The sequence below is a fragment of the Streptomyces sp. NPDC033966 genome (assembly GCF_055575955.1).
Window position 1 is genome coordinate 1 of sequence record NZ_JBVIRQ010000013.1, and the last position, 22,695, is coordinate 22,695.

Annotated in this window: 21 protein-coding genes and 1 pseudogene; 9 read left to right on the top strand and 13 right to left on the bottom strand. The window is 73.6% G+C overall.

The window, feature by feature from the left end; all coding sequences use genetic code 11:
- The 4 genes and pseudogenes from ACZ518_RS30410 to ACZ518_RS30425 all read right to left on the bottom strand — a co-directional run.
- Positions 1-217: pseudogene (locus ACZ518_RS30410) on the bottom strand (sulfate ABC transporter substrate-binding protein); the annotation flags it as partial.
- A 235-nt stretch (positions 218-452) separates the two neighbouring features.
- Positions 453-551, bottom strand: coding sequence for a putative leader peptide (locus ACZ518_RS30415; RefSeq protein WP_469116232.1), 99 nt, complete (start codon positions 549-551; stop codon positions 453-455).
- 134 nt (positions 552-685) lie between these two features.
- Positions 686-1,144: an RrF2 family transcriptional regulator gene (locus tag ACZ518_RS30420; protein WP_469116233.1), complete on the bottom strand. Its 459-nt coding sequence runs from the start codon at positions 1,142-1,144 to the stop codon at positions 686-688.
- A 50-nt stretch (positions 1,145-1,194) separates the two neighbouring features.
- Complete coding sequence (locus ACZ518_RS30425; RefSeq protein WP_469116234.1) at positions 1,195-2,400, bottom strand: acyl-CoA dehydrogenase family protein; 1,206 nt, start codon at positions 2,398-2,400, stop codon at positions 1,195-1,197.
- A gap of 529 nt (positions 2,401-2,929) precedes the next feature.
- On the opposite strand from ACZ518_RS30425, the gene ACZ518_RS30430 reads away from it, so the two are divergent.
- Both ACZ518_RS30430 and ACZ518_RS30435 read left to right on the top strand, forming a co-directional pair.
- The gene (locus tag ACZ518_RS30430) at positions 2,930-3,727 is read left to right on the top strand and encodes a thymidylate synthase (protein WP_469116235.1); all 798 of its coding nucleotides are present in this window, start codon (positions 2,930-2,932) and stop codon (positions 3,725-3,727) included.
- Positions 3,724-4,209 (top strand): dihydrofolate reductase, encoded by a 486-nt coding sequence (locus ACZ518_RS30435; RefSeq protein WP_469116236.1) that lies wholly within the window; start codon positions 3,724-3,726, stop codon positions 4,207-4,209. The genes ACZ518_RS30430 and ACZ518_RS30435 overlap by 4 nt, the downstream gene beginning before the upstream one ends.
- 16 nt (positions 4,210-4,225) lie before the next feature.
- On the opposite strand, the gene ACZ518_RS30440 is transcribed toward ACZ518_RS30435, so the two are convergent.
- On the bottom strand, positions 4,226-5,134 hold the full coding sequence (locus tag ACZ518_RS30440) for a LysR family transcriptional regulator (RefSeq protein WP_469116237.1): 909 nt from the start codon (positions 5,132-5,134) through the stop codon (positions 4,226-4,228).
- A gap of 70 nt (positions 5,135-5,204) precedes the next feature.
- Between ACZ518_RS30440 and ACZ518_RS30445 the strand changes: the two genes are divergently transcribed.
- Both ACZ518_RS30445 and ACZ518_RS30450 read left to right on the top strand, forming a co-directional pair.
- Positions 5,205-6,173 carry an NAD-dependent epimerase/dehydratase family protein gene (locus ACZ518_RS30445; RefSeq protein WP_469116238.1) on the top strand — a complete coding sequence of 323 codons (969 nt, stop codon included), beginning with the start codon at positions 5,205-5,207 and terminating at the stop codon, positions 6,171-6,173.
- Between the two features lie 15 nt (positions 6,174-6,188).
- Positions 6,189-7,151, top strand: coding sequence for an aldo/keto reductase (locus ACZ518_RS30450; protein ID WP_469116239.1), 963 nt, complete (start codon positions 6,189-6,191; stop codon positions 7,149-7,151).
- Here the strand turns inward: ACZ518_RS30450 and ACZ518_RS30455 are convergent.
- The 6 genes from ACZ518_RS30455 to ACZ518_RS30480 form a co-directional block, all read right to left on the bottom strand.
- Entirely contained in the window at positions 7,060-7,431 is a 372-nt protein-coding gene (locus tag ACZ518_RS30455) for a UBP-type zinc finger domain-containing protein (protein ID WP_469116240.1), read from the bottom strand. The two genes, ACZ518_RS30450 and ACZ518_RS30455, sit on opposite strands and share 92 nt — an antisense overlap.
- The gene (locus ACZ518_RS30460; RefSeq protein ID WP_469116431.1) at positions 7,428-8,864 is read right to left on the bottom strand and encodes an ATP-binding protein; all 1,437 of its coding nucleotides are present in this window, start codon (positions 8,862-8,864) and stop codon (positions 7,428-7,430) included. The genes ACZ518_RS30455 and ACZ518_RS30460 overlap by 4 nt, the downstream gene beginning before the upstream one ends.
- Before the next feature lie 26 nt (positions 8,865-8,890).
- Positions 8,891-10,567, bottom strand: a complete 1,677-nt coding sequence (locus ACZ518_RS30465; RefSeq protein WP_469116241.1) for an NAD(P)/FAD-dependent oxidoreductase — start codon at positions 10,565-10,567, stop codon at positions 8,891-8,893.
- Between the two features lie 129 nt (positions 10,568-10,696).
- Positions 10,697-11,098: a hypothetical protein gene (locus tag ACZ518_RS30470; RefSeq protein ID WP_469116242.1), complete on the bottom strand. Its 402-nt coding sequence runs from the start codon at positions 11,096-11,098 to the stop codon at positions 10,697-10,699.
- A gap of 22 nt (positions 11,099-11,120) precedes the next feature.
- Positions 11,121-12,119 (bottom strand): penicillin-insensitive murein endopeptidase, encoded by a 999-nt coding sequence (locus tag ACZ518_RS30475; RefSeq protein ID WP_469116243.1) that lies wholly within the window; start codon positions 12,117-12,119, stop codon positions 11,121-11,123.
- Between the two features lie 30 nt (positions 12,120-12,149).
- Positions 12,150-12,677 (bottom strand): hypothetical protein, encoded by a 528-nt coding sequence (locus ACZ518_RS30480; protein WP_469116244.1) that lies wholly within the window; start codon positions 12,675-12,677, stop codon positions 12,150-12,152.
- Positions 12,678-13,031: 354 nt separating this feature from the next.
- On the opposite strand from ACZ518_RS30480, the gene ACZ518_RS30485 reads away from it, so the two are divergent.
- From ACZ518_RS30485 to ACZ518_RS30500, 4 genes are all read left to right on the top strand, one after another.
- Complete coding sequence (locus ACZ518_RS30485; protein ID WP_469116245.1) at positions 13,032-14,216, top strand: sensor histidine kinase; 1,185 nt, start codon at positions 13,032-13,034, stop codon at positions 14,214-14,216.
- A gap of 19 nt (positions 14,217-14,235) precedes the next feature.
- Positions 14,236-14,931 (top strand): response regulator, encoded by a 696-nt coding sequence (locus tag ACZ518_RS30490; protein ID WP_469116246.1) that lies wholly within the window; start codon positions 14,236-14,238, stop codon positions 14,929-14,931.
- Between the two features lie 295 nt (positions 14,932-15,226).
- A complete protein-coding gene (locus ACZ518_RS30495) occupies positions 15,227-15,967 on the top strand; it encodes a class I SAM-dependent methyltransferase (protein ID WP_469116247.1) in 741 nt (246 codons plus the stop codon).
- Positions 15,968-16,035: 68 nt separating this feature from the next.
- A complete protein-coding gene (locus ACZ518_RS30500) occupies positions 16,036-19,242 on the top strand; it encodes an ATP-binding protein (protein ID WP_469116248.1) in 3,207 nt (1,068 codons plus the stop codon).
- Between the two features lie 19 nt (positions 19,243-19,261).
- On the opposite strand, the gene ACZ518_RS30505 is transcribed toward ACZ518_RS30500, so the two are convergent.
- Positions 19,262-20,506: a cytochrome P450 gene (locus ACZ518_RS30505; RefSeq protein ID WP_469116249.1), complete on the bottom strand. Its 1,245-nt coding sequence runs from the start codon at positions 20,504-20,506 to the stop codon at positions 19,262-19,264.
- A gap of 120 nt (positions 20,507-20,626) precedes the next feature.
- Here ACZ518_RS30505 and ACZ518_RS30510 point away from each other — a divergent pair, with 120 nt between their 5' ends.
- Entirely contained in the window at positions 20,627-21,304 is a 678-nt protein-coding gene (locus ACZ518_RS30510; protein WP_469116250.1) for a phosphatase PAP2 family protein, read from the top strand.
- A gap of 53 nt (positions 21,305-21,357) precedes the next feature.
- On the opposite strand, the gene ACZ518_RS30515 is transcribed toward ACZ518_RS30510, so the two are convergent.
- Positions 21,358-22,692: a glutamate-1-semialdehyde 2,1-aminomutase gene (locus ACZ518_RS30515; protein WP_469116251.1), complete on the bottom strand. Its 1,335-nt coding sequence runs from the start codon at positions 22,690-22,692 to the stop codon at positions 21,358-21,360.
- Positions 22,693-22,695: the final 3 nt, after the last annotated feature.

Below are 22,695 nucleotides of genomic sequence, written 5' to 3' on the forward strand. Positions count from 1 at the left end.
GGGCGGTGGCGTGGGTCAGGTTCGGGAAGTACCCGATGCGGACCTCGGACGCCGAGAGCTTCTGACCGCCCTCGGAAGCGGTGGCGCCGGCCGGCTTCTCGTCCTTGTCGGCGGTCTTCTCGGCCTCGGAACCGTAGCCGCAAGCGGTGAGCAGCAGCGGGAGCGCCGCGGTGACGGCGATGGCGCGCAGGGTGGTGAGCGATCTTGCGGCAGACACGGAGGTGTCCTTTCACGGGATGGGTTCAAGAAGATGAGACGGGCGTCTCGAAGCCACCGGTACACACGGCACCCGCGCGCGGCGGTCGGTGGCCGGATGACGGTCGCAGGCGGCCGGGGAACGGCGGGGCGTCGGGCGGCCCCGGGAATCGAGGGCCGGCCGGCACGACGAGTGGGCGGCGGCGCAGCGCCCGGGGGCTGCGCCCTGCCTGCGAGTTCAGGCCTGGTGAGGGCTGTCAGGCAGGCTGACAGATGGCGCTGGACGTACGGACCAGGTCGATGTGCCGGCGGGAGATCAGGGACGGGGTCCGGAGTGCGTGACGCAGTGCTCGCACGGCCGCCCTCCCTGGATTCCTAGTTTTCCCACCTGGTTGGTAGGCATCTTGGCAGACCGGGGCACCCGCCCCAAGAGGTTGACCAGATGATGGACGCTGCTGTCTCGTGATACGAGAAGACGCAGGTCAGACGCTCAGGGATTGGCCCAGGCGTCCGGGGCCCGGGTCAGCGCGGACACCGTGGCGGGCAGGTGCGACGACGCGACGTCGGCGAGCGACACGCCGTCGAGGATCTCTCGTACGTTGGCCCGCAGCGCGATCCACAGGGGGAGCAGCGACTCGGCGGGGCCGGTGTAGGAGAGGTCGGGCGGGCGGACCCCGCGCACCGAGACGAGGGGTCCGTCCACGACGCGGATGACGTCGGCGATGCTGATGGACCGGGCCGGCCTGGCCAGTCGGTAGCCGCCGTTGCCGCCGCGCTGGCTGAGTACCAGACCGCCCCGGCGCATGTCGTTCAGGATGCCTTCGAGGAACTTGTGCGGGATGTCCTGGGCGTCGGCGATGGCCTCGGCCTTCAGCGGCCCGTCGTCCGGCGACGAGGCGAGCTGCAGTGCGGCACGTACCGCGTAGTCCGCCCTGGCTGAGATCCGCATGCGGACATTATCCCGTACGGCTCCGGCCGGCGTCCCGCGCGGGCCCCGCGTCAGCGGAAGGCCGCCGCCACCACGCGGTGGGGGCCGTTGAGATAGTGCTCGCCGATCGAGCGCAGGCGGTGCGCGACCGGGCGGTGGGCCGTCAGGACGCGGGCGTTGCGCCAGAACCGGTCCAGGCCCGGGGCATCGGCGAATTCCAGCACTCTGGCGGCGATGTGCAGGGCGGCCTTCGACGTCACGGTCTCGGCCGTCGCGACCAGCGCGGCGACGCCCGCGGGCTCCTCGGCGTCGAGCTGCTCACCCGCGTCGAGGGCCTGCGCCATCACCTCCGTGGCCCGGTCGACCACGGCGGTGGCGGTCTGGGCGGCGGAGGCGAGCTCCCCGTAGGCGAGGAAGAGGTCCGGGTCCTCGCCGGGCGGCCGGTGCGCGCGGCCGCCCCTGCTGAGGTCGCGCGCCTCGGTGAGGGCGCCCTCGGCGATGCCGAGGCCGACGTGGCAGAGGGCGAGCCGCAGCGCCGGCTCGGCGAGCGCGGTGAAGGGCGCGGTCGACTCCTCGTCGTGCGGCCGGCGGCCCAGCACCTGCCCGGCCGCGACGGCGACGCGGTCGAACACCACCGCGCCGGCGCCCGCGACGCGCTGGCCGAGGCGGTCGGGGGCGGGTTCGAGGCTCACGCCCCGCGCGCCGGGCGGGATCCGTACGACCAGGACGTCACCCGTCGCGGCGCATACGGCGTCCACCGCGATCTGGTCGGCGGCGGCCACCGCGGTGTCCACGGGACGGCGTCCGCTCAGCACGTAGCCCGTGCCGCCGCGCGGCCTGAGCGTGAGGTCCGGCCGGCCGGCGTCGTCGCCCGGCGCGGGAGCGTGCACCGTGCCGGCCCACAGCCACTGCTCGCGCGCCGACTCCTCTTCGAGGGCGGGGGCGCGGTGGTCGGCCGCGTAGAACCGTCCGCCCCACGCGTGCACGTAGTGGCGGGCGAGTACTTCGCCGAGCGAGCTGTCCGCCGCGGCGATCTCCCGTATGACGGCGCATCCGGTACGCCAGTCCGCCCCTCGCCCCGGCCGGGGCGGGGTGAGGGCCGCCAGCAGGCCCGCCTCGCGCAGCCGGGCCGTCTCGTCGACCGGCGGCCTGCCCGCCTGCTCGCGGGCCACGGAGTCGGCGGCCAGGTCCTCCGCCACGTCGCGGGCGGTGCGCAGGAGCACGCGGCGGCGTGCGGCGTCGGACGGCTGGCCGGTGGTGCTCGGGGTCGTGGGCACGGGCGTCACCGGCGGGCCCGGGAGCCGCGGCACGGCGTGGGGGACGGGCGGAGGGCGCTGCCAGGAGGGGCGGCGGTGGTCATGTCGGCTGCTCCGGGACGTTGTCGGTGGCGCCCGCCGGTTGCCGGGAGGCCTGGGCGCGCGAGGGACGGGAGCCGGCCGGACCGAGATCCCCACTTTTCCCATCGGATTGATAGGAATACTCGCCCGGGGGCGGCCCTCCGGCAAGACCGCGACCGGATCGTGGACAACGCGGTCTCGGGATGAAAGACGCCGCAGCTCGCAAGCCTGCCGACGGCCGCTCGGGGGAGGGGGTGCGGCAGGACTCCCCGTCAGGGAACCCGCGGGGCGGGGGAGTTCGCCCGGCCGACGAGATCGCCGTCGGATCGGGGGGGCACGTGCCCGGCACCACGGCTGCCGAGTTCCCGTCCCCTTCCCCACGCCGGCCGGGGAATGGCGGCGCCGCCGCCGAGGACCAGCCCGGCACCCTGGTCGAGGCACCACCCGCGGGCTCGTAAACTCGACGGTTGTGGCGGACACCCAGTACGAAGACCTGTTGCGGCATGTGCTCACCTCCGGGACGGCGAAGGCCGACCGGACGGGCACCGGTACCCGAAGCGTGTTCGGGCACCAGCTGCGTTACGACCTCTCACAGGGATTTCCCCTGATCACCACCAAGAAGGTGCACCTGAAGTCGATCGTGTACGAGCTGCTGTGGTTCCTGCGCGGCGACTCGAACGTCGGCTGGCTGCGGGAGCACGGCGTCACCATCTGGGACGAGTGGGCCGACGCGGACGGTGAGCTCGGACCGGTCTACGGCGTCCAGTGGCGGTCCTGGCCCACCCCCGACGGCCGGCACGTCGACCAGATCACCGAGGTGCTCGACACGCTGCGGCGCGACCCGGACTCCCGCCGGATGATCGTCTCCGCCTGGAACGTCTCCGAGCTGTCCAAGATGGCACTCGCCCCGTGCCACGCCTTCTTCCAGTTCTACGTGGCCGACGGCAAGCTCTCCTGCCAGCTGTACCAGCGCAGCGCGGACCTGTTCCTCGGCGTCCCGTTCAACATCGCCAGCTACGCCCTGCTCACCCACATGGTGGCGCAGCAGGCCGGCCTCGAACCGGGTGACTTCATCTGGACCGGCGGCGACTGCCACATCTACGACAACCACGTCGAGCAGGTGACCGAGCAGCTCTCGCGCACGCCGTACGCCTTCCCCGAGCTGCGCCTGCGCCAGGCCGACTCGATCTTCGACTACGCCTACTCCGACGTGGAGGTGCTCGACTACCGGCACCACCCGGCCATCAAGGCACCGGTGGCGGTGTGAACGTCGGACTGATCTGGGCGCAGACCCTCGACGGCGTCATCGGCGCGGACAACACGATCCCGTGGCGGCTGCCCGAGGACATGGCGCACTTCAAGGCCACCACCCTCGGCCATCCCGTGGTGATGGGCCGCAAGACCTGGGATTCGCTGCCCCCGCGGTTCCGCCCGCTCGCCGGCCGGCGCAACATCGTGGTCACCCGCGACCCGCGGTGGGAGGCCGAGGGCGCGCTGCGCGCCGGCTCGGTCACCGAGGCCCTTCAGCTCGCGGCCGGCGCCGCCGAGACGTGGGTGATCGGCGGCGGCGAGATCTACCGGGCCGCCCTGGAACACGCCACGGTGCTCTCGGTGACCGAGATCGACACGAAGGTGGACGGCGACACCCACGCCCCCGTACCCGGCCCGGAATGGACCGCCGGCGCAGACGACGCCTGGCACACCTCCACCTCCGGGCTGCGCTACCGGATCCGCCGGTACACGAGGTAGCCGGACCGCCGGCGGATCAGTGCCCCGCGTGCCGCGCGGCCTCCTCGCGGAGGGCGTCGACGAGCGCCGCGACGTGGGGCCGGCCGCCGCGGCCGAGCGTGGCGGCGCCGATGTGGCGGACGGGTCCCGGCGCTCTGACCGGGACGGCGTGCAGGCCCGGGACCTCCGGGCCGAGCGCGATGGAGGGGATCAGGGAGATCCCCATGCCCGCGGCGACGAGCGATTGCGCGAAGAAGTAGTCGGTGGTGGTCCCGCGCACCTCGGGATCGAAGCCGGCGAGCCCGGCGTACCGGCGCAGGTACGCCTCGGTGCGCATGCAGCCGAGCACCCAGGGTTCGCCCGCCAGCTCGGAGAGGTCCAGGGCCCCGTGCCCGGCGAACCGGTGCCCGCGCGGCAGGACGACGTACAGCGGGTCCTCCATGAGCGGGGTCCACTCCAGGCCGGAGCCGGACCCCGGCCCGACGGGCAGCGGGCCGTCGAAGCGGTAGGCGAGGGCGAGGTCCACGGCGCCCTGGCGGACCAGCGGCAGGGTGTCCTCGGGTTCGCCCTCCCTGATGTGGATCACGGTACGCGGGTGCTCCGCCGTCAGCCGGGTCAGCGCGGCCGGCAGCAGCAGCCTGCCGCCACTGGTGAAGGTGGCCACGGTGAGCCGGGTGCGGCCCGTGCTGAGCCGGTCGACCTGCCGTCGCGCGTGTTCGAGCTCGGCCGCGACGCTCTCGGCGGCGCCGACCATGATCCGGCCGGCCTGGGTGAGGGTGACGCCACGGGTGCTGCGGTCGACGACCCGGGCGCCGAGGCCGCGCTCCAGGGCGGCGATCTGCTGGGAGACGGCCGAGGGGGTGAGGCGCAGGGCCGAGGCCGCCCGGTTGAAACTGCCGTGCTCCGCCACCGCCCGCAGGACGCGGAGCCGCTGTACGTCGATCAACAGTTTTCCTTAACACGCGACCAGCAGATCAGGACTTCTACTGGTGACGATAGGCCTCCACGATGAGGGCATGCAAAAGATCATCGTCATCGGCGGGAGCCGGTACTTCGGAAGGCTCCTGGTCGAGCGCCTGCACGCCGCGGGACACCAGGTCACCGTGATCAACCGGGGTTCCACCCCGCCGCCCGAGGGGGTCGAGCACCTCGTCGTCGACCGGGACGACGAGGCCGCCCTGAGGGCCGCGCTCGACGGCCGGACCTTCGACGTCGTGGTCGACCAGGTCTGCTACACCCCGGTGCAGGCCGCCATCGCCGCCCGCGTCTTCGCCGGCCGCACCCGGCGCTACGTCATGACCTCCACGATCGAGGTCTACGACCCCGGAACCGCGGCCCTCCCGGCCGTACCCGCCGGCACGCCGGTGCCGGAATCGACCGTGGACCCGGCCGCCTGGCGGGCGGCCCAGGACCTCCCCTGGCACGACCACGCGTACCTGGAGGCGCACTACGCCGAGGGCAAGCGCCAGGCGGAGTCCGTCCTCACCGCCGCCGGCGGCTTCGAGTTCGCCAGCGTGCGCAGCGCCCACGTGCTCGGCGGCGGCGCGCTGGAGTTCACCGGCCGGCTGGCGCACTACACCGGCCGCGTCACCCGGGGCGAGGAGATCACCGTGCACGCCGAGCCGCTGCCCACGGTCTTCATCCACCACGAGGAGCTGGCGGACCTCCTGCTGTGGGCGGCCACGGCCGACTTCACCGGCCCGGTCAACGCCTGCTCCGACGGCCCGCTCGACGTGCACGGCCTCGTCGCCGCGATCGCCGCGCAGGCCGGCCGGGAGCCCGTCCACCGGACCGTACCGGCGGGCGAGGACGCATCGCCGTTCTCCTTCGACCGCCACTACGCCATGAGCAACTCCCGCGCGAAGGAGCTGGGTTTCCGCTTCTCCCGCACCGCCGAATGGCTGCCCGGCGCCATCGCCGAAGCCCTCACCACCGAGCCGTCACCCACCGAGCCGTCCCCCACCGAGCCGTCACCCGGCGCCTGAGAAAACGGAGCCATCATGCGGTACCGCACCATCGGCCACACCGCCGTCAGCGCCATCGGCCTCGGCGCCATGCCCCTGTCCATCGAGCACCGCCCCGACGAAGCACGGGCCGTCGCCACCGTCCACGCCGCCCTCGACGCCGGCGTCACGCTCATCGACACCGCTGACAGCTACCACTGGCACGCCGGCGAGGAGGGCCACAACGAGCGGCTGATCGCCCGCGCCCTGTCCCGCTACGGCGGCGACACTTCGGGCGTGCTGGTGGCCACCAAGGGCGGCCGCGGCCGCCCCGGCGACGGCAGCTGGACCGTCGACGCCTCCCCGGCACACCTCAAACGCGCCGCCGAAGCCTCCGCCAGGCGCCTGGGCGTCGACGCCATCGGCCTCTACCAGCTGCACAAGCCGGACCCCGCCGTACCGTGGGCGGAGTCCGTCGGCGCGCTGCGCGAGCTGCTCGACGCCGGCACGATCCGGGCCGCGGGCATCTCCAATGTCACCTCCGCCCAGATCCTCCAGGCGCACCGGATCCTCGGCGACGGACTCGTCTCCGTGCAGAACCAGTACTCGCCCGCCGTCCGCGACAGCGAGGACGAGCTGCGGCTGAGCACCCGGCTGGGGCTGGCCTTCCTGCCCTGGAGCCCGCTCGGCGGCATCTCGCGCAGCTCCCTGGACGGCCCCTCCGGCGGCACCTCCGCCGGCACGCCCTTCCACCGGGTCGCGGCCGAGCGCGGCGTCAGCCCCCAGCAGATCACCCTGGCCTGGCTGCTGGCCCGCTCCGCCGCCGTCATCCCGGTACCGGGAGCCGGCCGGCCGGCCTCGATCGCCGACTCGGCCGGGGCGGCGGAGCTCTCGCTGACCGGCGAGGAGCTGGCGCGGCTGGAGGCCTTCAGGGGTGCAGCCGTCTCGTCCAGTCCTGCGGGACCCGGTCGGAGGGGCCCGGGGCCGGCTGGGTCGGGGGGTGCTCGGACGGCGGGGTGAGTTCCGGGCCGCCCTGGTGGAGGGCGTTCGTGCCGTAGTTCCAGAACCAGTCCTCGCCCGGCTCGAAGCTCTGCACCAGGGGATGGCCGGTGGCCTTCCAGTGGGCGGTGGCGTGCTGGGCCGGCGAGGAGTCGCAGCAGCCGATGTGGCCGCACTGGGCGCAGCGGCGCAGGTGGAACCACCAGCCGTGCACCTCCTCGCACTCGACGCAGCCGGTGCCGGAGGGCGGAACGCTCGGGTCGATCCCGTCGATCCCGTCGATCCCGTCGATCTCGGTCATGCGGTCTCCTCGGGGGTGTCCGGTGGGGTCAGCGGCAGCAGCACCTGGAAACGGGTGTCGCCGGGGACGGATTCGACCTGGAGGCTGCCGTGGTGCTTGCTGACCACGATCCGCCAGGAGATGTCCAGGCCGAGTCCGGTGCCCTCGCCGACGGGTTTGGTGGTGAAGAAGGGGTCGAAGATGCGGCTGCGGATCTCGGCCGGGACCCCCGGGCCGGTGTCGCGGAACTCGACCAGCAGCCGGTCCCCCTCCCGCGCCGTGCGGACCGTCAGCGTGCCCTCGCCGCCGGTCTCCGCGATGGCGGACACGGCGTTGTCGATCAGGTTCGTCCACACCTGGTTGAGCTCGGCCGGATAGGCGGGCACGTCCGGCACCGAGCGGTCGTACTCCTTGACCACCCGCACCCCGGGCCCGATCTTGCCGGACAGCATCAGCAGCGTGCTGTCGAGGAGTTCGTGGACGTCCACGACCCGGTGCGGGGCCCGGTCGAGCTGCGAGTACTGCTTGGCCGCGTCGACGAGGTGGGAGATGCGGGCCGTCGAGTCCTCGATCTCGCTCATCAGCAGCTCGGTCTCGACCGTGTAGCCGAGCCAGCCGACCGCCGCCGGCAGCAGGTCCTCGGCCACGCCCGCCGCGACCTGCTCCAGCCAGTCCGTGTCCAGCCCGGCCTGCACGAAGGCCGGCGCGACCCGCCAGCCCTCCGGGAACCCGTGGTCCTCCAGCCAGTCGGCCAGCTCGTCCTCCCGGTCGGAGGCCTCCAGCGGGCTCAGCACCGGGGCCTTCGCGACCCGTTCGACCGTACGCTCCTGGATCTCGATGAGATCGGCGATCGCCTCGCGCGAGTACTGGCCCTGGGATATGTGCGCCAGCTTGTGCCGCATCTTGCCGACCCGCTCGCGCAGCGTCGCCGTGGCCCGGACGGCCGCCGCGGCCGGGTTGTTCAGCTCGTGGGTGAGACCGGCGGACAGCGAACCGAGCGCCAGCAGCCGCTCCCGCTGCCCGATGGCCCGCTGGCTGTTCTTCGAACCGAAGAACAGTCCCTCCAGCAGGTGCGCCGCCATCGGGAACCACTCCCGCATGATGTCCGCGAACGACTGCGCGGGCAGCACGAAGAAGCGGGTCGGCTCCGTCACCCGCATGGAGTTGGTGTACGTCTGGGGCACCCGCTCGCCCAGATAGGCCTGCATCGCGCCCGAGTACACCCCGCGCTGCGAGGTGCGGCTCACCTCGACGTCGTCGCCGCCGACCCGCCGCGACAGTACGACGGTGCCTTCGATCATCACGTAGAAGCAGGTGGCGGGCTCTCCCTCGGTGTACACCGGACCCGCCTCGAAACGCTCCACCCGCCCCTCGGCACACAGCCGCCCGAGCTGCTCCGGGGACAGCTCCTCGAACAGAAACAGGGACGCGATCTCGTGCGGCGCGCAGGGCATGACCTGCCCGCCGCCGCCCTGCCCGTTCACGACTGCTCCAGGTACCGGTGGACGAGCATGACGGCCATGGCTCCCTCTCCGACGGCGGACGCGACGCGCTTCGCGGACTCGGCGCGCGCGTCGCCCGCCACGAACACGCCGGGAACGCTGGTCTCCAGGTGGTACGGGAGCCGGTCCGGCTCCCACCCCTCCGGCGGCCGCCCGTCCGGCGTCAGGTCGGGCCCGGCCAGGATGAAGCCGTGCTCGTCGCGCAGCACCGTGCCGTCCAGCCAGCCGGTCAGCGGGGCCGCGCCGATGAACACGAACACGTACTGGGCGTCGACCAGCTCCGTCGCCCCGCTGTCCACGTCCCGCAGGGCCAGCCGCTCCAGGTGGTCGTCACCCTGCGCCGCCTCGACGACGGTCCGGGTGCGCACCGAGATGTTCGCGGCCTCCTCGATCTGCTGGACCAGGTAGTAGGACATCGACGCCGTCAGCGACTCCCCGCGCACCAGCAGCGTCACCGACCTCGCGCCCCGCGCCAGGTACATCGCCGCCTGCCCGGCCGAGTTGGCGCCGCCCACGACGTACACGTCCTGCCCCGCGCAGGAGGCCGCCTCCGTGAGCGAGGAGCCGTAGTACACCCCCCGGCCGGTCAGCTCGTCGCAGCCGGGCGCCCCCAGGTGCCGGTACGAGACACCGGTCGCCAGGATCACGCTGTGCGCGGCGACCGCCGAACCGTCGGAGAAGCGGACCACCCGCGCCGGGCCCCTGACCTCCAGGCCCGTGACCTCGCGGGCCGTGAGGATCTCGGCGCCGAAGCGGGCGGCCTGGCGGCGGGCGCGTTCCGTCAGCTGCGCGCCCGAGACCCCGTCCGGGAAGCCGAGGTAGTTCTCGATGCGGGAGCTCTGGCCGGCCTGCCCGCCGGTCGCCGACCGCTCGACCAGTACCGTACGCAGCCCCTCGGAGGCCCCGTACACCGCCGCGCCGAGCCCGGCCGGGCCGCCGCCGATGACCACGAGGTCGTAGAACTCGGCCGCCGGGGTGGTGGCGAGCCCCACGCGGGCGGCCAGTTCGGCCGTCTCCGGCTCGATCAGCGCGGTGCCGTCCGGGGTGACCACCAGCGGCAGACGGTGCCCGTCGGCCCCGGCCGCCTCCAGCAGCCGCCGGCCCTCGGGTTCGTCCGAGGAGTACCAGCGGTACGGCACCTGGTTGCGGGCCAGGAACTCCCGCACGCGTGAGGACGGGGCCGACCAGCGGTGCCCGACCACCTTGGTGGCGGGCACCGGCCGGTAGTCGCTGGAGCGCCAGGCCGTGAGCAGGTCGTCCAGGACCGGATAGAGCTTCTCCTCCGGCGGGTCCCAGGGCTTGAGGAGGTAGTGGTCGAGGTCGACCACGTTGATCGCGTCGATCGCCGCGTTCGTGTCCGCGTACGCGGTCAGCAGCACGCGCCGCGCCCCCGGGAACACGTTCAGCGCCTGTTCGAGGAACTCGATCCCGTTCATCCGGGGCATGCGGTAGTCGGCGAGGATCACGGCCACCAGATCACCGCGCAGCTTCAGCTCGCGCAGCGCCTCCAGCGCGGACTCACCGGACTCGGCGCGCACGATCCGGTACCCGGGGCCGTAGCGTCGTCGCAGGTCACGGGCGATGGCGCGGGAGACGCCCGGGTCGTCGTCCACGGTCAGGATGACGGTCCGCGCCGTCTCCGCGGCCTGTGCCATACGGCCCATCGTATGTTCGACGGGCCGGGACCGCTCCGGGGGCGCGGTGCGTGCCCCCGGAGCGGCCTGTTCCCCCGTTGCCTGCGGAGCGCGGGCCGGTGCGGAAGGTGTCCGGCCGGCCCCCGCCCGTCAGGGCTTGTCGGGACAGGCCGGAGCACTCTCCGGCTTCACGGCGGTCACCGTGAACCCGGACTGCACCGGGGCCCAGGTCACCCGTGCGTCGAGGCAGGCCGTGTACGAGCGCCCGCCGTCGATGTAGCGGACCCGGACCCGGCCGCCGCGGTTGTTGACGACGGCCCTCGCGCCCTTGGCGCGCGCCCCCAGGGTCAGGAAGCTGCTGGTGACGTCCTTGTACGTGGCGGTGGGGCGGTTGGCGTTGTAGTCCGCCGTCTTCAGGTAGAAGCAGACATTGGACGAGGCGCAGCCGTGGGGCGCGGCGGCGGCCGAGGCCGGGGCCGCGGTGAGCGCCAGCAGGCCCGCCGCGGCGGCGATGCCCGCCGCGGCGGCGGTGGTGGTGCGGGTGGTGTTCACGACGCGGTTCTCCTCTGGAGGGTCAGCAGCGGTAGGCGGCGTTGGGGTGGGCGGGCTCGCAGTAGCGGACGTGCAGGTGGTTGTCGTGGCCCGCCCACGAGGTGGTCAGGCCCTCGGAGATCAGCTGGGGGTCGTTGAAGAAGACGGCCTTGACGTGCCCGGGCGCGGCCCGGCGGATCTCCTGGACCAGGCGGCGGGTGGCCGCGCGGTCGTAGGCGGCGGACTTCCACGTGATGCGGGCGGCGGTGCACTGGGCGCCGTCGTCGCGGACGGGCCAGAGGTCCGCGTCCAGGCCCTGCTCGTGGCTGGCGTGGCCGGGTATGTTCCCGCCCAGTTCGAGCCCGAGGTCACCCACCGGGACCCGGCCGCGGCCGGCGGAGGCGAAGGCGCGCCCGGCGGCCTCCAGCTGGGCGACGGCCGCGGCCGTGCCCCAGTTCGCCGTCTTGTTCCCGTCAGGGTTCTGGTCGCACAGGTTGTTGCCGGAGAAGGTGACGCGCTCGTAGTGCCAGAGCAGGTTCTTCCAGGTCGCCGGACCCACGACGCCGTCGGCGGCCAGCCCCGCGGCGGTCTGGAACCTGCGCACCGCCGCCTTGGTCCCGGCACCGAACGCCCCGTCCACGCCGAGGCCGGCCCCGGCCTTGGCGTTGAGCTCGCTCTGCAGGGCGTACACGGCGGGCCCCGAGGCACCCTCCTTCAGCGTCGGGGCCAGGGCCGCCCAGGTTCCGGCGCCGACGACGCCGTCGGCGGCGAGCCCGCGCGAGGCCTGGAAGCGTTTGACGGCCGCCGTGGTCGAGGCCCCGAACACCCCGTCGGCCGGGGTGGACTGCCCCTTCGAGACGAGCAGCCGCTGGAGGGCCAGGACGTCGGTGCCCCGGTTGCCGGCGGACTGCGCGGAGTACTGGGCCCGCCCGTAGGCGAGGGACTCCTGCGCGGGACCGGCGAACGCCAGCAGGGCGGCGGCCGGGACGACGAGGGCGGCGCGCAGGACCGCCGCTCTCCGGGAGGTTCGGGACAGGGTCATGAGGGTGCCTTCCGAATGCGGAGGAGGGGATCAGCTGTTCGCCGTGCAGGTCCTGTCGCCACCGCAGAAGGTGATGTCCCAGTGGTTCTTCTGCTTCTCCCAGGTGTAGACGTTCCCGGCCGAGGACCGGTAGCGGGGGTAGGTCCCCCGGTCGGCGATGCGCGTGAAGCTGCGCTGGATGTAGTCGGTGATGCAGTCGTTGGGAGTGCCGATGTCCACCTTGTAGCCGTTGTAGTGGCTGTACGAGCGGGGGTTGCTCTCGCCCGAGTGCCCGCGCTCGGTGCCTCCGGTGATCTTCATCGCGCACCGGCTGGCGCTCTTGAGCGTCTTGAGGCCCTCGACCGTGGCCCGGTTGATCTGCTCGAAGGAGGTGCAGGTGGGGTTCTGCCGGTTCGTGCAGCCACCGCTGGAGGACCAGGTGTAACCGGCGGCCCGCAGCTGGGACGCGGCCTGGGACTGGGAGAGCTTGGAGACGGCGAACGCGTTGCCGGGCAGGGCCAGAACCGTGGCCGCGCCGATGGCGCCCGCGGTCAGGGCGAAGCGGTGCAGGGTGCGCATGGTGGACTCCTGGGAGGTGGTAGGGGTTCGTGCGGAGAAGGACCGGGCCGTTCCCATCGCGGACGTCGTCGACGGCCCCGCGGTCCCGTCGGCGCCGAGGCCGTTGTCGCCCGGTGGCTGCCGGCGTTGACGGTTGGAAGGCTAGGAGAGGGCCCCGTGCCCGCACGTCCGCTGACGGGTGGAGGTTCGCAACCGCGGGTGTAAACCCGGGAGTTGACGTGTGGGCCCGTCTCAACCCGGCGGTTGACGCCCCGGCACGCTCCTGGGTTGACGTGACCGGCCGTCCTGCCGCCCCCCGCGGACATCAACCCCACGGTGGACGACGCCTCCGGCGGATCCGCATACCTTCCAGCGATGAGCACCCGGTCACGCCTGCGGCAAGCCCTTCTCGACAGCGCGCTCCCCGTCGTCCTCACGGTGGGCGGCTGTGTCGCGGGGGAGGAGTACCCGCACGCCGACTGGGCGTCGTTCGACGTGCCGGCGTACCTGCTCACCTGTCTCACCGCGCTGCCGCTCGTCGTCCGGCGGGCCCGGCCCATGACGGCGCTGACCGCCTGCTGCCTCGGGTACTCGCTCTACCTCGCCGCCGGCTACCAGCCGTCGCTGAACTGGTGGGCGGTCACCGTGGCCCTCGTCAGCGCGGCCTCCCGGTGTCCGCTGCGGCTATCGGTGCCCGGCACCGTCCTCGCCGCGGCGACCGTGCTGTTCAGCGGGTTCGCGGGCGGCCTCAGCCCGTTGCTGGTCCTCGGGCAGGCGGTGATCGTCCCGGTCGTCTGTCTGGCGTTCGGCCACGGACGGCGTCAAGTCGCCCTGCAGAACGCCGAACTGGTCAGGCTCACCGAGGCGCTCGCCCACGAGCAGCGCGAACGGGCCCGGCGCGCGGTGGTCGACGAGCGGATCCACATCGCGCGCGAGCTGCACGACGTGGTCGCCCACCACATGTCGGTGATCTCCGTCCAGGCCGGTCTCGCCGACTACGTCTTCGCCTCGGACCCCGCCACGGCCCGGTCGGCGCTCACCACGATCGCGGGCGCCGCCCGCGAAGCGCTGAACGACCTGCGCCGGCTGCTCACGGTGCTCCGGGTCGACCTCGGCCCGGAGGCCGACCCGTCGTCCGCGCCGCTCGGCCCGCTGCCGGAACTCAGCCGGGTGGGGGAGCTCGCCCGGCGGGTCGGAGCGGCGGGAGTGAGCGTCGACATACGGACAACCGGCCTGCCGCGGAAACTCGATCCGGGCCTTGAGGTATGTGCCTACCGGGTGCTCCAGGAGGCCCTCACCAATGTGGTGAAACACGCCCGTTGTGCCCGTGTGGACGTACATATCGCCTATCTGGCGGACCGGTTGACCATCCGGGTGCGTGATGACGGGGGCGAGGGGAAACCGGCCATCGCTCATCCGGTCTCCGGACACGGGTTGATCGGCATGCGGGAACGGGTGAGGATCTGCGGCGGCAGGCTGTCCGCCGGGCCTCTGGGTGAAGGGGGATTCGAGGTCCGTCTCTCCCTTCCGACCGGCTCGGAGCTCCCGGAGGACGCATGACGCCCGGCCGTAACGGGACATGAGGGGGACGGCAGTGACGGACGTGCTCGTTGTCGACGACCAGGACCTGATCCGCGGGGGCATAGCCGCACTCCTGCGTGCCGCGCCCGGATTCACCGGGGTCGCGGAGGCCTCGGACGGCGAGTCCGCGGTGGCCGCCGCACTGGCCCACCGGCCCGACGTGATCCTCATGGACATCCGCCTCCCGGGCATCGACGGCATCACCGCGGCCGAACGCATCCTCGCCGGCCAGCAGGGCAACCGGTCGCGCATCATCGTCCTCACCACCTTCGACGTGGACGAGTACGTGTACGCGGCGCTGCGCGCGGGAGCGAGCGGCTTCCTCCTCAAGGACACCCCGCCCGAGCGGCTGATCTCCGCGGTGACCACGATCGCCGGCGGCGACATGCTGTTCGCGCCCGCCGTGACCAGGCGCCTCATCGAGGCCTACAGCGCGCGCACCGAGGGGCCGTGCGCCGACGACCACACCCTGTCCCGGCTCACCAACCGGGAACAGGACGTGCTGCGGCTGGTGGCCAGGGGGCTCGGCAACGACGAGATCGCCGCCGAGCTCGTCGTCACCGAGGCCACCGTCAAGACGCACCTGCACCGCACGATGACCAAACTGGGGCTGCGCAGCCGTGCGCAGGCGGTCGCCGTCGCCTACGAGGCCGGACTGGTGGTGCCGGGCAGGCCCGTCGGCCACCCCTGTTGATCCCCCGCTGCCGAAGCGGAAGGGCGGGGTGTCCCGCACCCCATGGCGTTCCTTGATCGTCGGAGTGGAAGCGGAACGCCGCGGCGGGTCCAACCAGCGGGCCCCGCAGGCCCGTTGGGGCGGAGCTCACCGAGCTGGAGGAACAGCGTTCCTTTTGTGTGCACCTCGGTGACATGACCAGCAGGTTCGTGCGTTCCGCCAGTACGAACTCCCCTCGCCGACGGAGCAGACTTCCCGCCGAGGGCCGCGGCTCGTCATGGGAGCCGACGCCACAGAACGAGGGGGAACCACCGCGATGAGTGGTCAGCTGTACGACGGTATCGGCGAAGCGTTCGAAGGCTTCAAGACCCTGCCCATCATCCGCTACGCCGAGGTGCCGGGCTTCCTCGGCCTGGTCGGCGACGTCACCGGCAAGTCCGTGCTCGACATCGCCTGCGGCACCGGCTTCTACAGCCGTGAGCTCAAGCGCCGCGGCGCGTCCCGCGTCTTCGGCTTCGACATCTCCGGCGCGATGGTCGACGCGGCCAAGGCGATCGAAGGCGCCGAGCCCCTCGGCATCGACTACGAGGTCGCGGACACGACCACCCTGCGCGAGTTCGACCAGCCGTTCGACGTGGCCATCGCCGTGCAGGCGTTCAACTACGCGGGTGACGTGGCCGAGATCGAGCGGATGATGCACAACATCCGGCGCAGCCTCGTCGCCGGCGGCTCGTTCCACCTGTTCGTGCAGGACCCCGGCTACGACTTCGGCGGCCCGTCCCTGGAGAAGTACGGGTTCCTGCTCGAATCGACCGGCAAGGACAACGAGATCGGCATCGGGATCCGGCTCACCGCCCTGCTCGACCCGCCGGTCTCCTTCGAGGCCACCACGCCCTCGAAGGAGACGTACGAGCAGACGCTGAAGGCGGCCGGATTCACCGGGATCGAGTGGGTCACCCTCGAAGTGTCGGACGCCGGAGTGGAGAAGTACGGCGAGGAGTACTGGGCGGACTACACCGCCAACCGGCCGCTGACCATGATCCGCTGCACCGCCTGACCGAGGGTTCCGGACACCGGCCCGGCCCCCTCGGGGGCCGGGCCGGTCCGTCGTTCTACGCTGCTCCGGTGACCATGGAGCTGACCACTCTGACGACGGTGGCCTTCCGGGGCCGGGAGATCACCGCACCCCGGCTGCGGGGGCTGATCGCCCTGCTCGCCGGCGAGTTGCGCGCGGGATGCGGCACCGCCCGGCTGATCGACGCGCTCTGGCCGGACGAGCAGCCGGCGCATCCGGTCAAGGCGCTGCAGGTCCTCGTCGCACGGGCGCGTACGCAGCTGGGGCCCGGGGTCATCGCCAGTACGCCGGGCGGGTACCGGCTCGCCCTCGGGGAGGAGCGGGTCGACGCCTCGGCCGTGCTGCTGCACACCGCCGCCTGCGCGCAGAAGTCCCGCTCCGGCGACCACGCCGGGGCCCTCGCCGAAGCCGAAGCGGGGCTGGCGCTGTGGGGTGCGGCCGGCGCCGGGCACGGGGAACCCGTACTCGGCGATCCGCTGTCCGCCCTCAGGGCCGGACGGCGCCCGGCGTACCGCTCGCTGCTCCGGGCCCGGGCGCTCGGACTGGCCCGCACCGGCCGGGAGCCCGAGGCGCTGGAACCGCTGGCGGAGCTCGTTCGGGAATTCCCCCGGGACGAGGAACTGCTGCTGGAGCTGGTCCGCTGCGAGGCGGCCGGCGCGGGCGCCTCCGCCGCACTGGCCACCTACGACCGCCACCGCCGCGCACTGCGCGAAGACCTCGGCACCGACCCCGGGCCGGCTCTGCGCGCCCTGCACCGGGAACTGCTGCGGGCCGACGCGCCGGCGGTACGCCACGGGGTGCCGCACGAGCCCAACGAACTCCTCGGCCGCGCGGGCGACATCGCCGCGGTGAGGCGGCTGCTGCGCACCTCCCGCGTCACCTCGATCGTGGGACCCGGCGGGCTCGGCAAGACCCGGCTGGCCGCCGCCGTCGGCCGTGACGCGGCACAGCGCACCGTCCACCTGGTCGCCCTCGCCGGTGTCACCAGCGACGCGGACGTCGCGGGCGAGGTCGCCTCCGCCCTCGGCGTCGCCGAGCCCCGTCTCCTGCCTCCGGGCGGCTCCGGCCCGCCCGCCGACATGGTGACCGGCATCGTCGGCGCCCTCGGCCCCGGCCCGGTGCTGCTCGTACTGGACAACTGCGAGCACGTGCTCGCCGGGGCCGCCGAACTGGTCGGGGCGCTGGTCGCCAGGACCAGTGAGCTGCGGATCCTCACCACCGGCCGGGCCCCGCTCGGCCTGTCCTCCGAAGCGGTCCACCTGCTGCCCGAGCTCGATCAGGCCACGACGGTACGGCTGTTCGAACAACGGGCCCGTGCCGCGCGTCCCGGCGTGGAACTCCCCGTCCGCCAGGTCGCGGAGCTCTGCCGCCGCCTGGACGGGCTGCCGCTCGCCGTGGAGCTGGCGGCCGCGCGGGTGCGGGTCATGTCCGTCGCGGAGATCTCCCGCCGCCTGGAGGACCGGTTCGCACTGCTGCGCGGCGGGGCCCGGGACGCGCCCCGGCGGCACCGCACCCTGCACGCCGTCGTCGACTGGAGCTGGAACCTGCTCGAACCGGCCGGGCGGACGGCCCTGAGCGCCCTGTCCGTCTTCCCCGGCGGCTTCACGGCCGAGGCGGCGGCGTACCTGCTCGGTGACGACGTCCCCCAGGCCCCGGACGTCCCGGCCGTCCCGGACGTCGTGGACGTCGTGGCGGACCTGGTCGACCAGTCCCTGCTCAAGGTCTCCGACACCGGCTCCGGCACCCGCTTCCGGATGCTGGAGACCGTACGGGAATTCGCCGCCGCGCACCGGGACCGGGCCGGCGGGACGGAACACGTCACCGGGCGGTTCCTGTTCTGGGCGCGGGACTTCGGCCTCGCCCGGCACGACGCGCCCTTCGGCCCCGACCCGTACGCCGCGTGGCAGGGGATCAAGGCCGAGCAGGACAACCTCGTCCACGCCCTGCGGCTGGGCCTCGCCCGCCAGGACGCGCCCACGGTCGCCGCGGCCGGCGCCGCGCTGTGCAGCCTGTGGGCCACCGAGGCGAACTACGCGCGGCTGATCCCCCTCTCGGCGGAAGTCGGCGGACTGCTCTCCCACTACCGGCCGGAACCCGCCCACGTCGAGGCGGCCCGCACCGCCGCGGTGCTCCTCGCCGTCAACCCGCTGCTGGGCGGCGCCCCCGCCCCGCCCCGCCTCCTCGTCCTCCTGCGCAGGCTGCCGCCGGCCCCCGCGGACACCCCCGCCAGGGCGCTCGCGACCGTCCTGCGCGCCGCCCCCGAGGTCTTCGGGACCGACCGCTCGCTGCTGGACGCGTTCTGCCGCAGCGGCGAGCCCCTGCTCGCCGGGGTCGCCGAGGCACTGGCCGGCTACCTGTGGGAGAACGAGGACGAACCGGAGCGGGCCCTGGCGGCCGCCCGGCGGATGCTCGCCGCCATCGGGGGCCACCGCATCCCGTGGCTCCAGGTCACGGCCCTGTCCCGGCTGGGCGAGCTGTGCCTGCACACGGAGCGGGGGCGGGAGGCGCTGCGCCACCTGCACGAGGCCGTGCGCGTCCTGGACCGGCTCGGCGACCGGCCCGACACGATGGGCCTGCGCTGGGGCATGGTGCTGGGTCACCTCCAGACCGGGGAAGTGGACGAGGCGGAGCGGTGGCTGGAGCTGGCCGTGCGGAACCGGCCGGAGGAGACCGCGGACGTCCCGACCCCGGAACTGGGGGCGCGTGCCGAGATCGAGCTCGCACGGGGCGATGCGGAGAAGGGCCTGATGCTCTGGCGCCGGGCCGCGGCCCTCCCGGAGCGGTCCGGCGAACCGGTCCTCGGCCTCGAAGTGGACCTGGAGCCCTGGGTGCTGGAGATACGGGCGGCCGCCGTGACCGCGCACGCGCAGCACGGCCGGCTCGACCTGGTCGAGCCGCTCACCGCCCGCCTCCCGGAGCGCGCGAGGGCCCGGCTGGAGCGGGGCGCCCCGGCGGACCTGCCGGTCTGCGGCGCGCTGCTGCTCGCGCTGGGGACGGCCGACCTCGTCCGGGGAGGTGCGCAGGGCCGCCCGGCCACGGTCCGCGGCGGCGTACGGCTGCTCGCTCTGACGGAGTCCTTCCGGTGCCTGCGGACCTTCCAGCCGACCATGTCCTCCACCCGTGCCCGGGAGGCGGCCTTGCGCGCCGACCGGGCGGCGTACGAGGACGCGGTGTCCCGGTACGCCGCCCTCGGCCGGGACGAACTACGGCGAGCGGCCCTCGACTTGCTGCGCGACCGGGAAGGGGAGCGCGGCTGACCGGCTCACCTTTCCGGGATCACAGCCGCACCGGCAGCCGGATCAGGTGGAAGCCGTCCCCGGGCCAGTGCCCGAACTCCAGGTCCTCGCGGGCGACGGCCAGTTCCGGAACCGGCCGCCGGACGAGCAGCCGGTCGAAGACCACGCCGGTGACCAGGCTCCCGAGCGCGGCGCCGATGCAGTGGTGCGCACCGTGCCCGAAGGCGAGGTGGGTCCTGCCCCGCTCGGCCTCCCTGCCGATGTCGAGCCGCCCGGGCTCCTCGCCGTACACGGCCGGGTCGTGGTTCGCCGCCAGCAGGGCCACGGTCACGGCCTCGCCCCTGCGCAGCGCGGTCCCGGCGAAGACGAAGTCCTCGGTGGCGTACAGCGAGGCACCGATCCGCAGGAGCGTGACGTGCCGCAGGAGTTCGGGCACGGCCCGCCCCAGCAGCTCCGGTTCGGCGCGGAGCCGGGCCAGTTCGCCGGGGTGGTCGAGCAGGGTGAGGACCGCGTGGGCGAGGAAGAGGGCCGGCGGGGTGATCCCGGTGTTGACGAGAAGGAAGACCATGGCGACGATCTCGTCCTCGGTGAGCGCGTCCGCGCCGCCCTCGCGGGCGCCTTCCAGCAGGGCGGTGATCAGGTCGTCGGCGGGGACGGCCTTCCGCCTCCCGATCAGGGACTTGACGTACTCGACGACGCCGGCGAGCCCGTCGCTCATCCGGCTGCCGTCGCCGTACGCGAAGTCCCGGATCCAGTCACAGACCTGGGCCCGGTCCGCGGCGTCGACACCGACCAGCTCGCAGATGACGGAGGTGGCCAGGGGATAGGCGAACTCGTTCAGCAGGTCGGCCTCCTCCCGCCCGGCCAGCTCGCCGATCAGCCGCTCCGCGGTCTCCTCGACGAACGGCCGCAGGGACGCGACGCGCCGCGCGGTGAAAGCACGGGTGAGGGGGGCCCGGCGGCGGGCGTGCTCCTCGCCGTCGAAGAAGGCCAGGTGTGCGGAGACGTACCGCACGTGCTCGGGCGGGAGCCCGCCCAGCGGCTCCAGCAGCTCCTCCTGTGCGTCGGGTCCTTCGACGCCACCGGGCACCCTGTTCCGGTCCCTGATCAGCCGGGGCTCGGTGAGCGCGGCCTTGACGTCCTCGTAGCGGGTGACGAGCCGTACGGGCGTCCGCAGGCCCGGGAGCACGACCCGGGGCAGACCGCCCTCCTCGCGGAGGCCGGCGTACCCGGGCCCGGGGTCCTGGAGCCGGTCGGGGGACAGGTGGTGGATGGTCTCGCTCATGGCGGGTCCTCTCGTGGCGGTGGGTGTCCACGGAGCTTGCGGCCGCCCGGCTTCAACGCGGCTTCACGCCGGTTTCATCGATGCCCCTCGTGAGAACGCGGCGTTGGTTAGGGTTTTGGCGTGTTTGGAATCCTGCTGAAGAGCCGCCGGCCGGCGCCCGCGGTGATACCCCCGCTGTTACGTGTGTGGCTCGGGCTGATCGCGGCCCTCGCCGCCCTGGTGGTCCTCGGGCTCGGGCTCCTGTACGCCGGCGCCGGCGAGCCCGGCACCGTGGACGCGCGGATCGGGGCGGCGGTGTACGGGGTGGGGCCGTCCTGGCGGTACGTCGCCCTGGCCACGGACTTCCTGGGCGAGCCGGTGGGAGCGGCGGTGGTGGTCGGAGCCGCCGTGACGCTCTGCCTGCTGCTCCGGCGTCCTCGGGCGGCGGTGCTCGTCGTGGCGGGCGCCGCCCTGGCCGTGGGGACGGCGACCCTGCTCAAGTCCCTGGTGGGACGCACCATCCACGGCGACAACCTGTCCTACCCGAGCGGGCACACCGCCTTCGCCACCGCGCTCGCCCTCGTGGTGGCGATGCTCGCGGCCGGCCGGCTCGGCCTCGGCAGGACGGCCGGCACGGCGCTCCTGCTCGCCGCGGCGCTGGTCGCCGGCGCCGCCATGGGCTGGGCGCAGGTCGCCCTCGGCGCCCACTACCCGACCGATGTCCTGGGCGGCTGGTGCACCGCGCTGGCGGTGGTGCCGGCGACCGCGTGGCTGGTGGACCGGACGGCCGACGCCGGCCGCCGGCGTGAGCGCCGCTGACGCACGCCGCCCACGCCGCCCACGCCGTGCCGCCCACCTCACCTCACGTCACGTCATGCCAGGCGGCGGAAGACGGGCTTCACCGGCCGTCCCGCCATCCAGGGAGCGGGGTCGGCGGCGTCCAGAGCCTTGCGGTACACCGCACACGCCTGGGCCACCACGTCGACGGTGTGGTCGATGTCGGCCTCTGTGAGCGCGCTGCTCACCACGAACGACGGGGCCAGCACCCCGCCCGCGAGGAGCCGGCGCAGGAACAGGGTGCGGTACTCCTGCGACGGCCGCCCGTCCCCGTCGAGGGTGGCGAAGACCAGGTTGCTGGCCCGGCCCCGGACGACGAGGTGGTCGCCGACGCCCATGCCGGCGGCGGCCTCGCGGACACCGGCGGCCAGCCGCTCGCCGAGGGCGTGCAGCCGCGCGGTGACGCCCTCCTCGACGTAGGTGGCCTGCACGGCCATCGCGGCCGCCAGGGAGTGCGTCTCCGCACCGTGCGTGGTGGACAGCAGGAAGACCCGGTCGCCGGAGTGCCGCAGCCCGCCCCGCTCCATCAGGTCGCGGCGCCCGGCCAGAGCGGAGACGGCGAACCCGTTGCCCAGCGCCTTGCCGAACGTGGACAGGTCGGGGACCACGCCGTACAGGCCCTGGGCGCCCGCCTCCGACCAGCGGAAGCCGGTGATCATCTCGTCGAAGACCAGCACGCAGCCGTGCCGGGCGGCCAGTTCGCGCAGGCCGGCGAGGTATCCGGGCGGCGGCTCGGTGTGGGTGGCGGGTTCGAGGATCAGGCAGGCGACCTCGTCCCGGTACCGGCTGAGCAGCTCCTCCGTGGCGGCCAGGTCCCCGTAGGGGAACGCCACCGTGAGCTCGTTGACCGGCTCCGGGATGCCGGCGGACATCGGCGTGGTGCCGATGAACCAGTCGTCCGTGGAGAAGAACGGATGGTCGGCGCAGATCGCCACCCGGCGGCGCCCGGTGGCGGCGCGGGCGAGGCGTACCGCGGCGGTGGTGGCGTCGGAGCCGTTCTTCGCGAACTTCACCATCTCGGCGGTCGGCACCGTCGCGAGGAAGCGCTCCGCGGCCTCGACCTCCACGACGGACGGCCGCACGAAGTTGCTGCCCCGGTCGATCTCGCGCCGTACCGCCTCGATCACGCGCGGGTGGGCGTGGCCGAGGCTGACCGACCGCAGGCCGGAGCCGTACTCGACGTACCGGTTGCCGTCGACGTCCCACACGTGGGCACCGCGGCCGTGGCTGATGACCGGGGCCAGGTCCTCGGGGTACTGGTCGTCGCCCTTGGCGTAGGTGTGCGCGCCCCCGGGGACCAGGGCGTGCAGCCGCTCGTTCGCCGCCCGCGACAGCGGCAGGGCGAGCTCTCGGTTCTCGTAGGTGTCCAATGC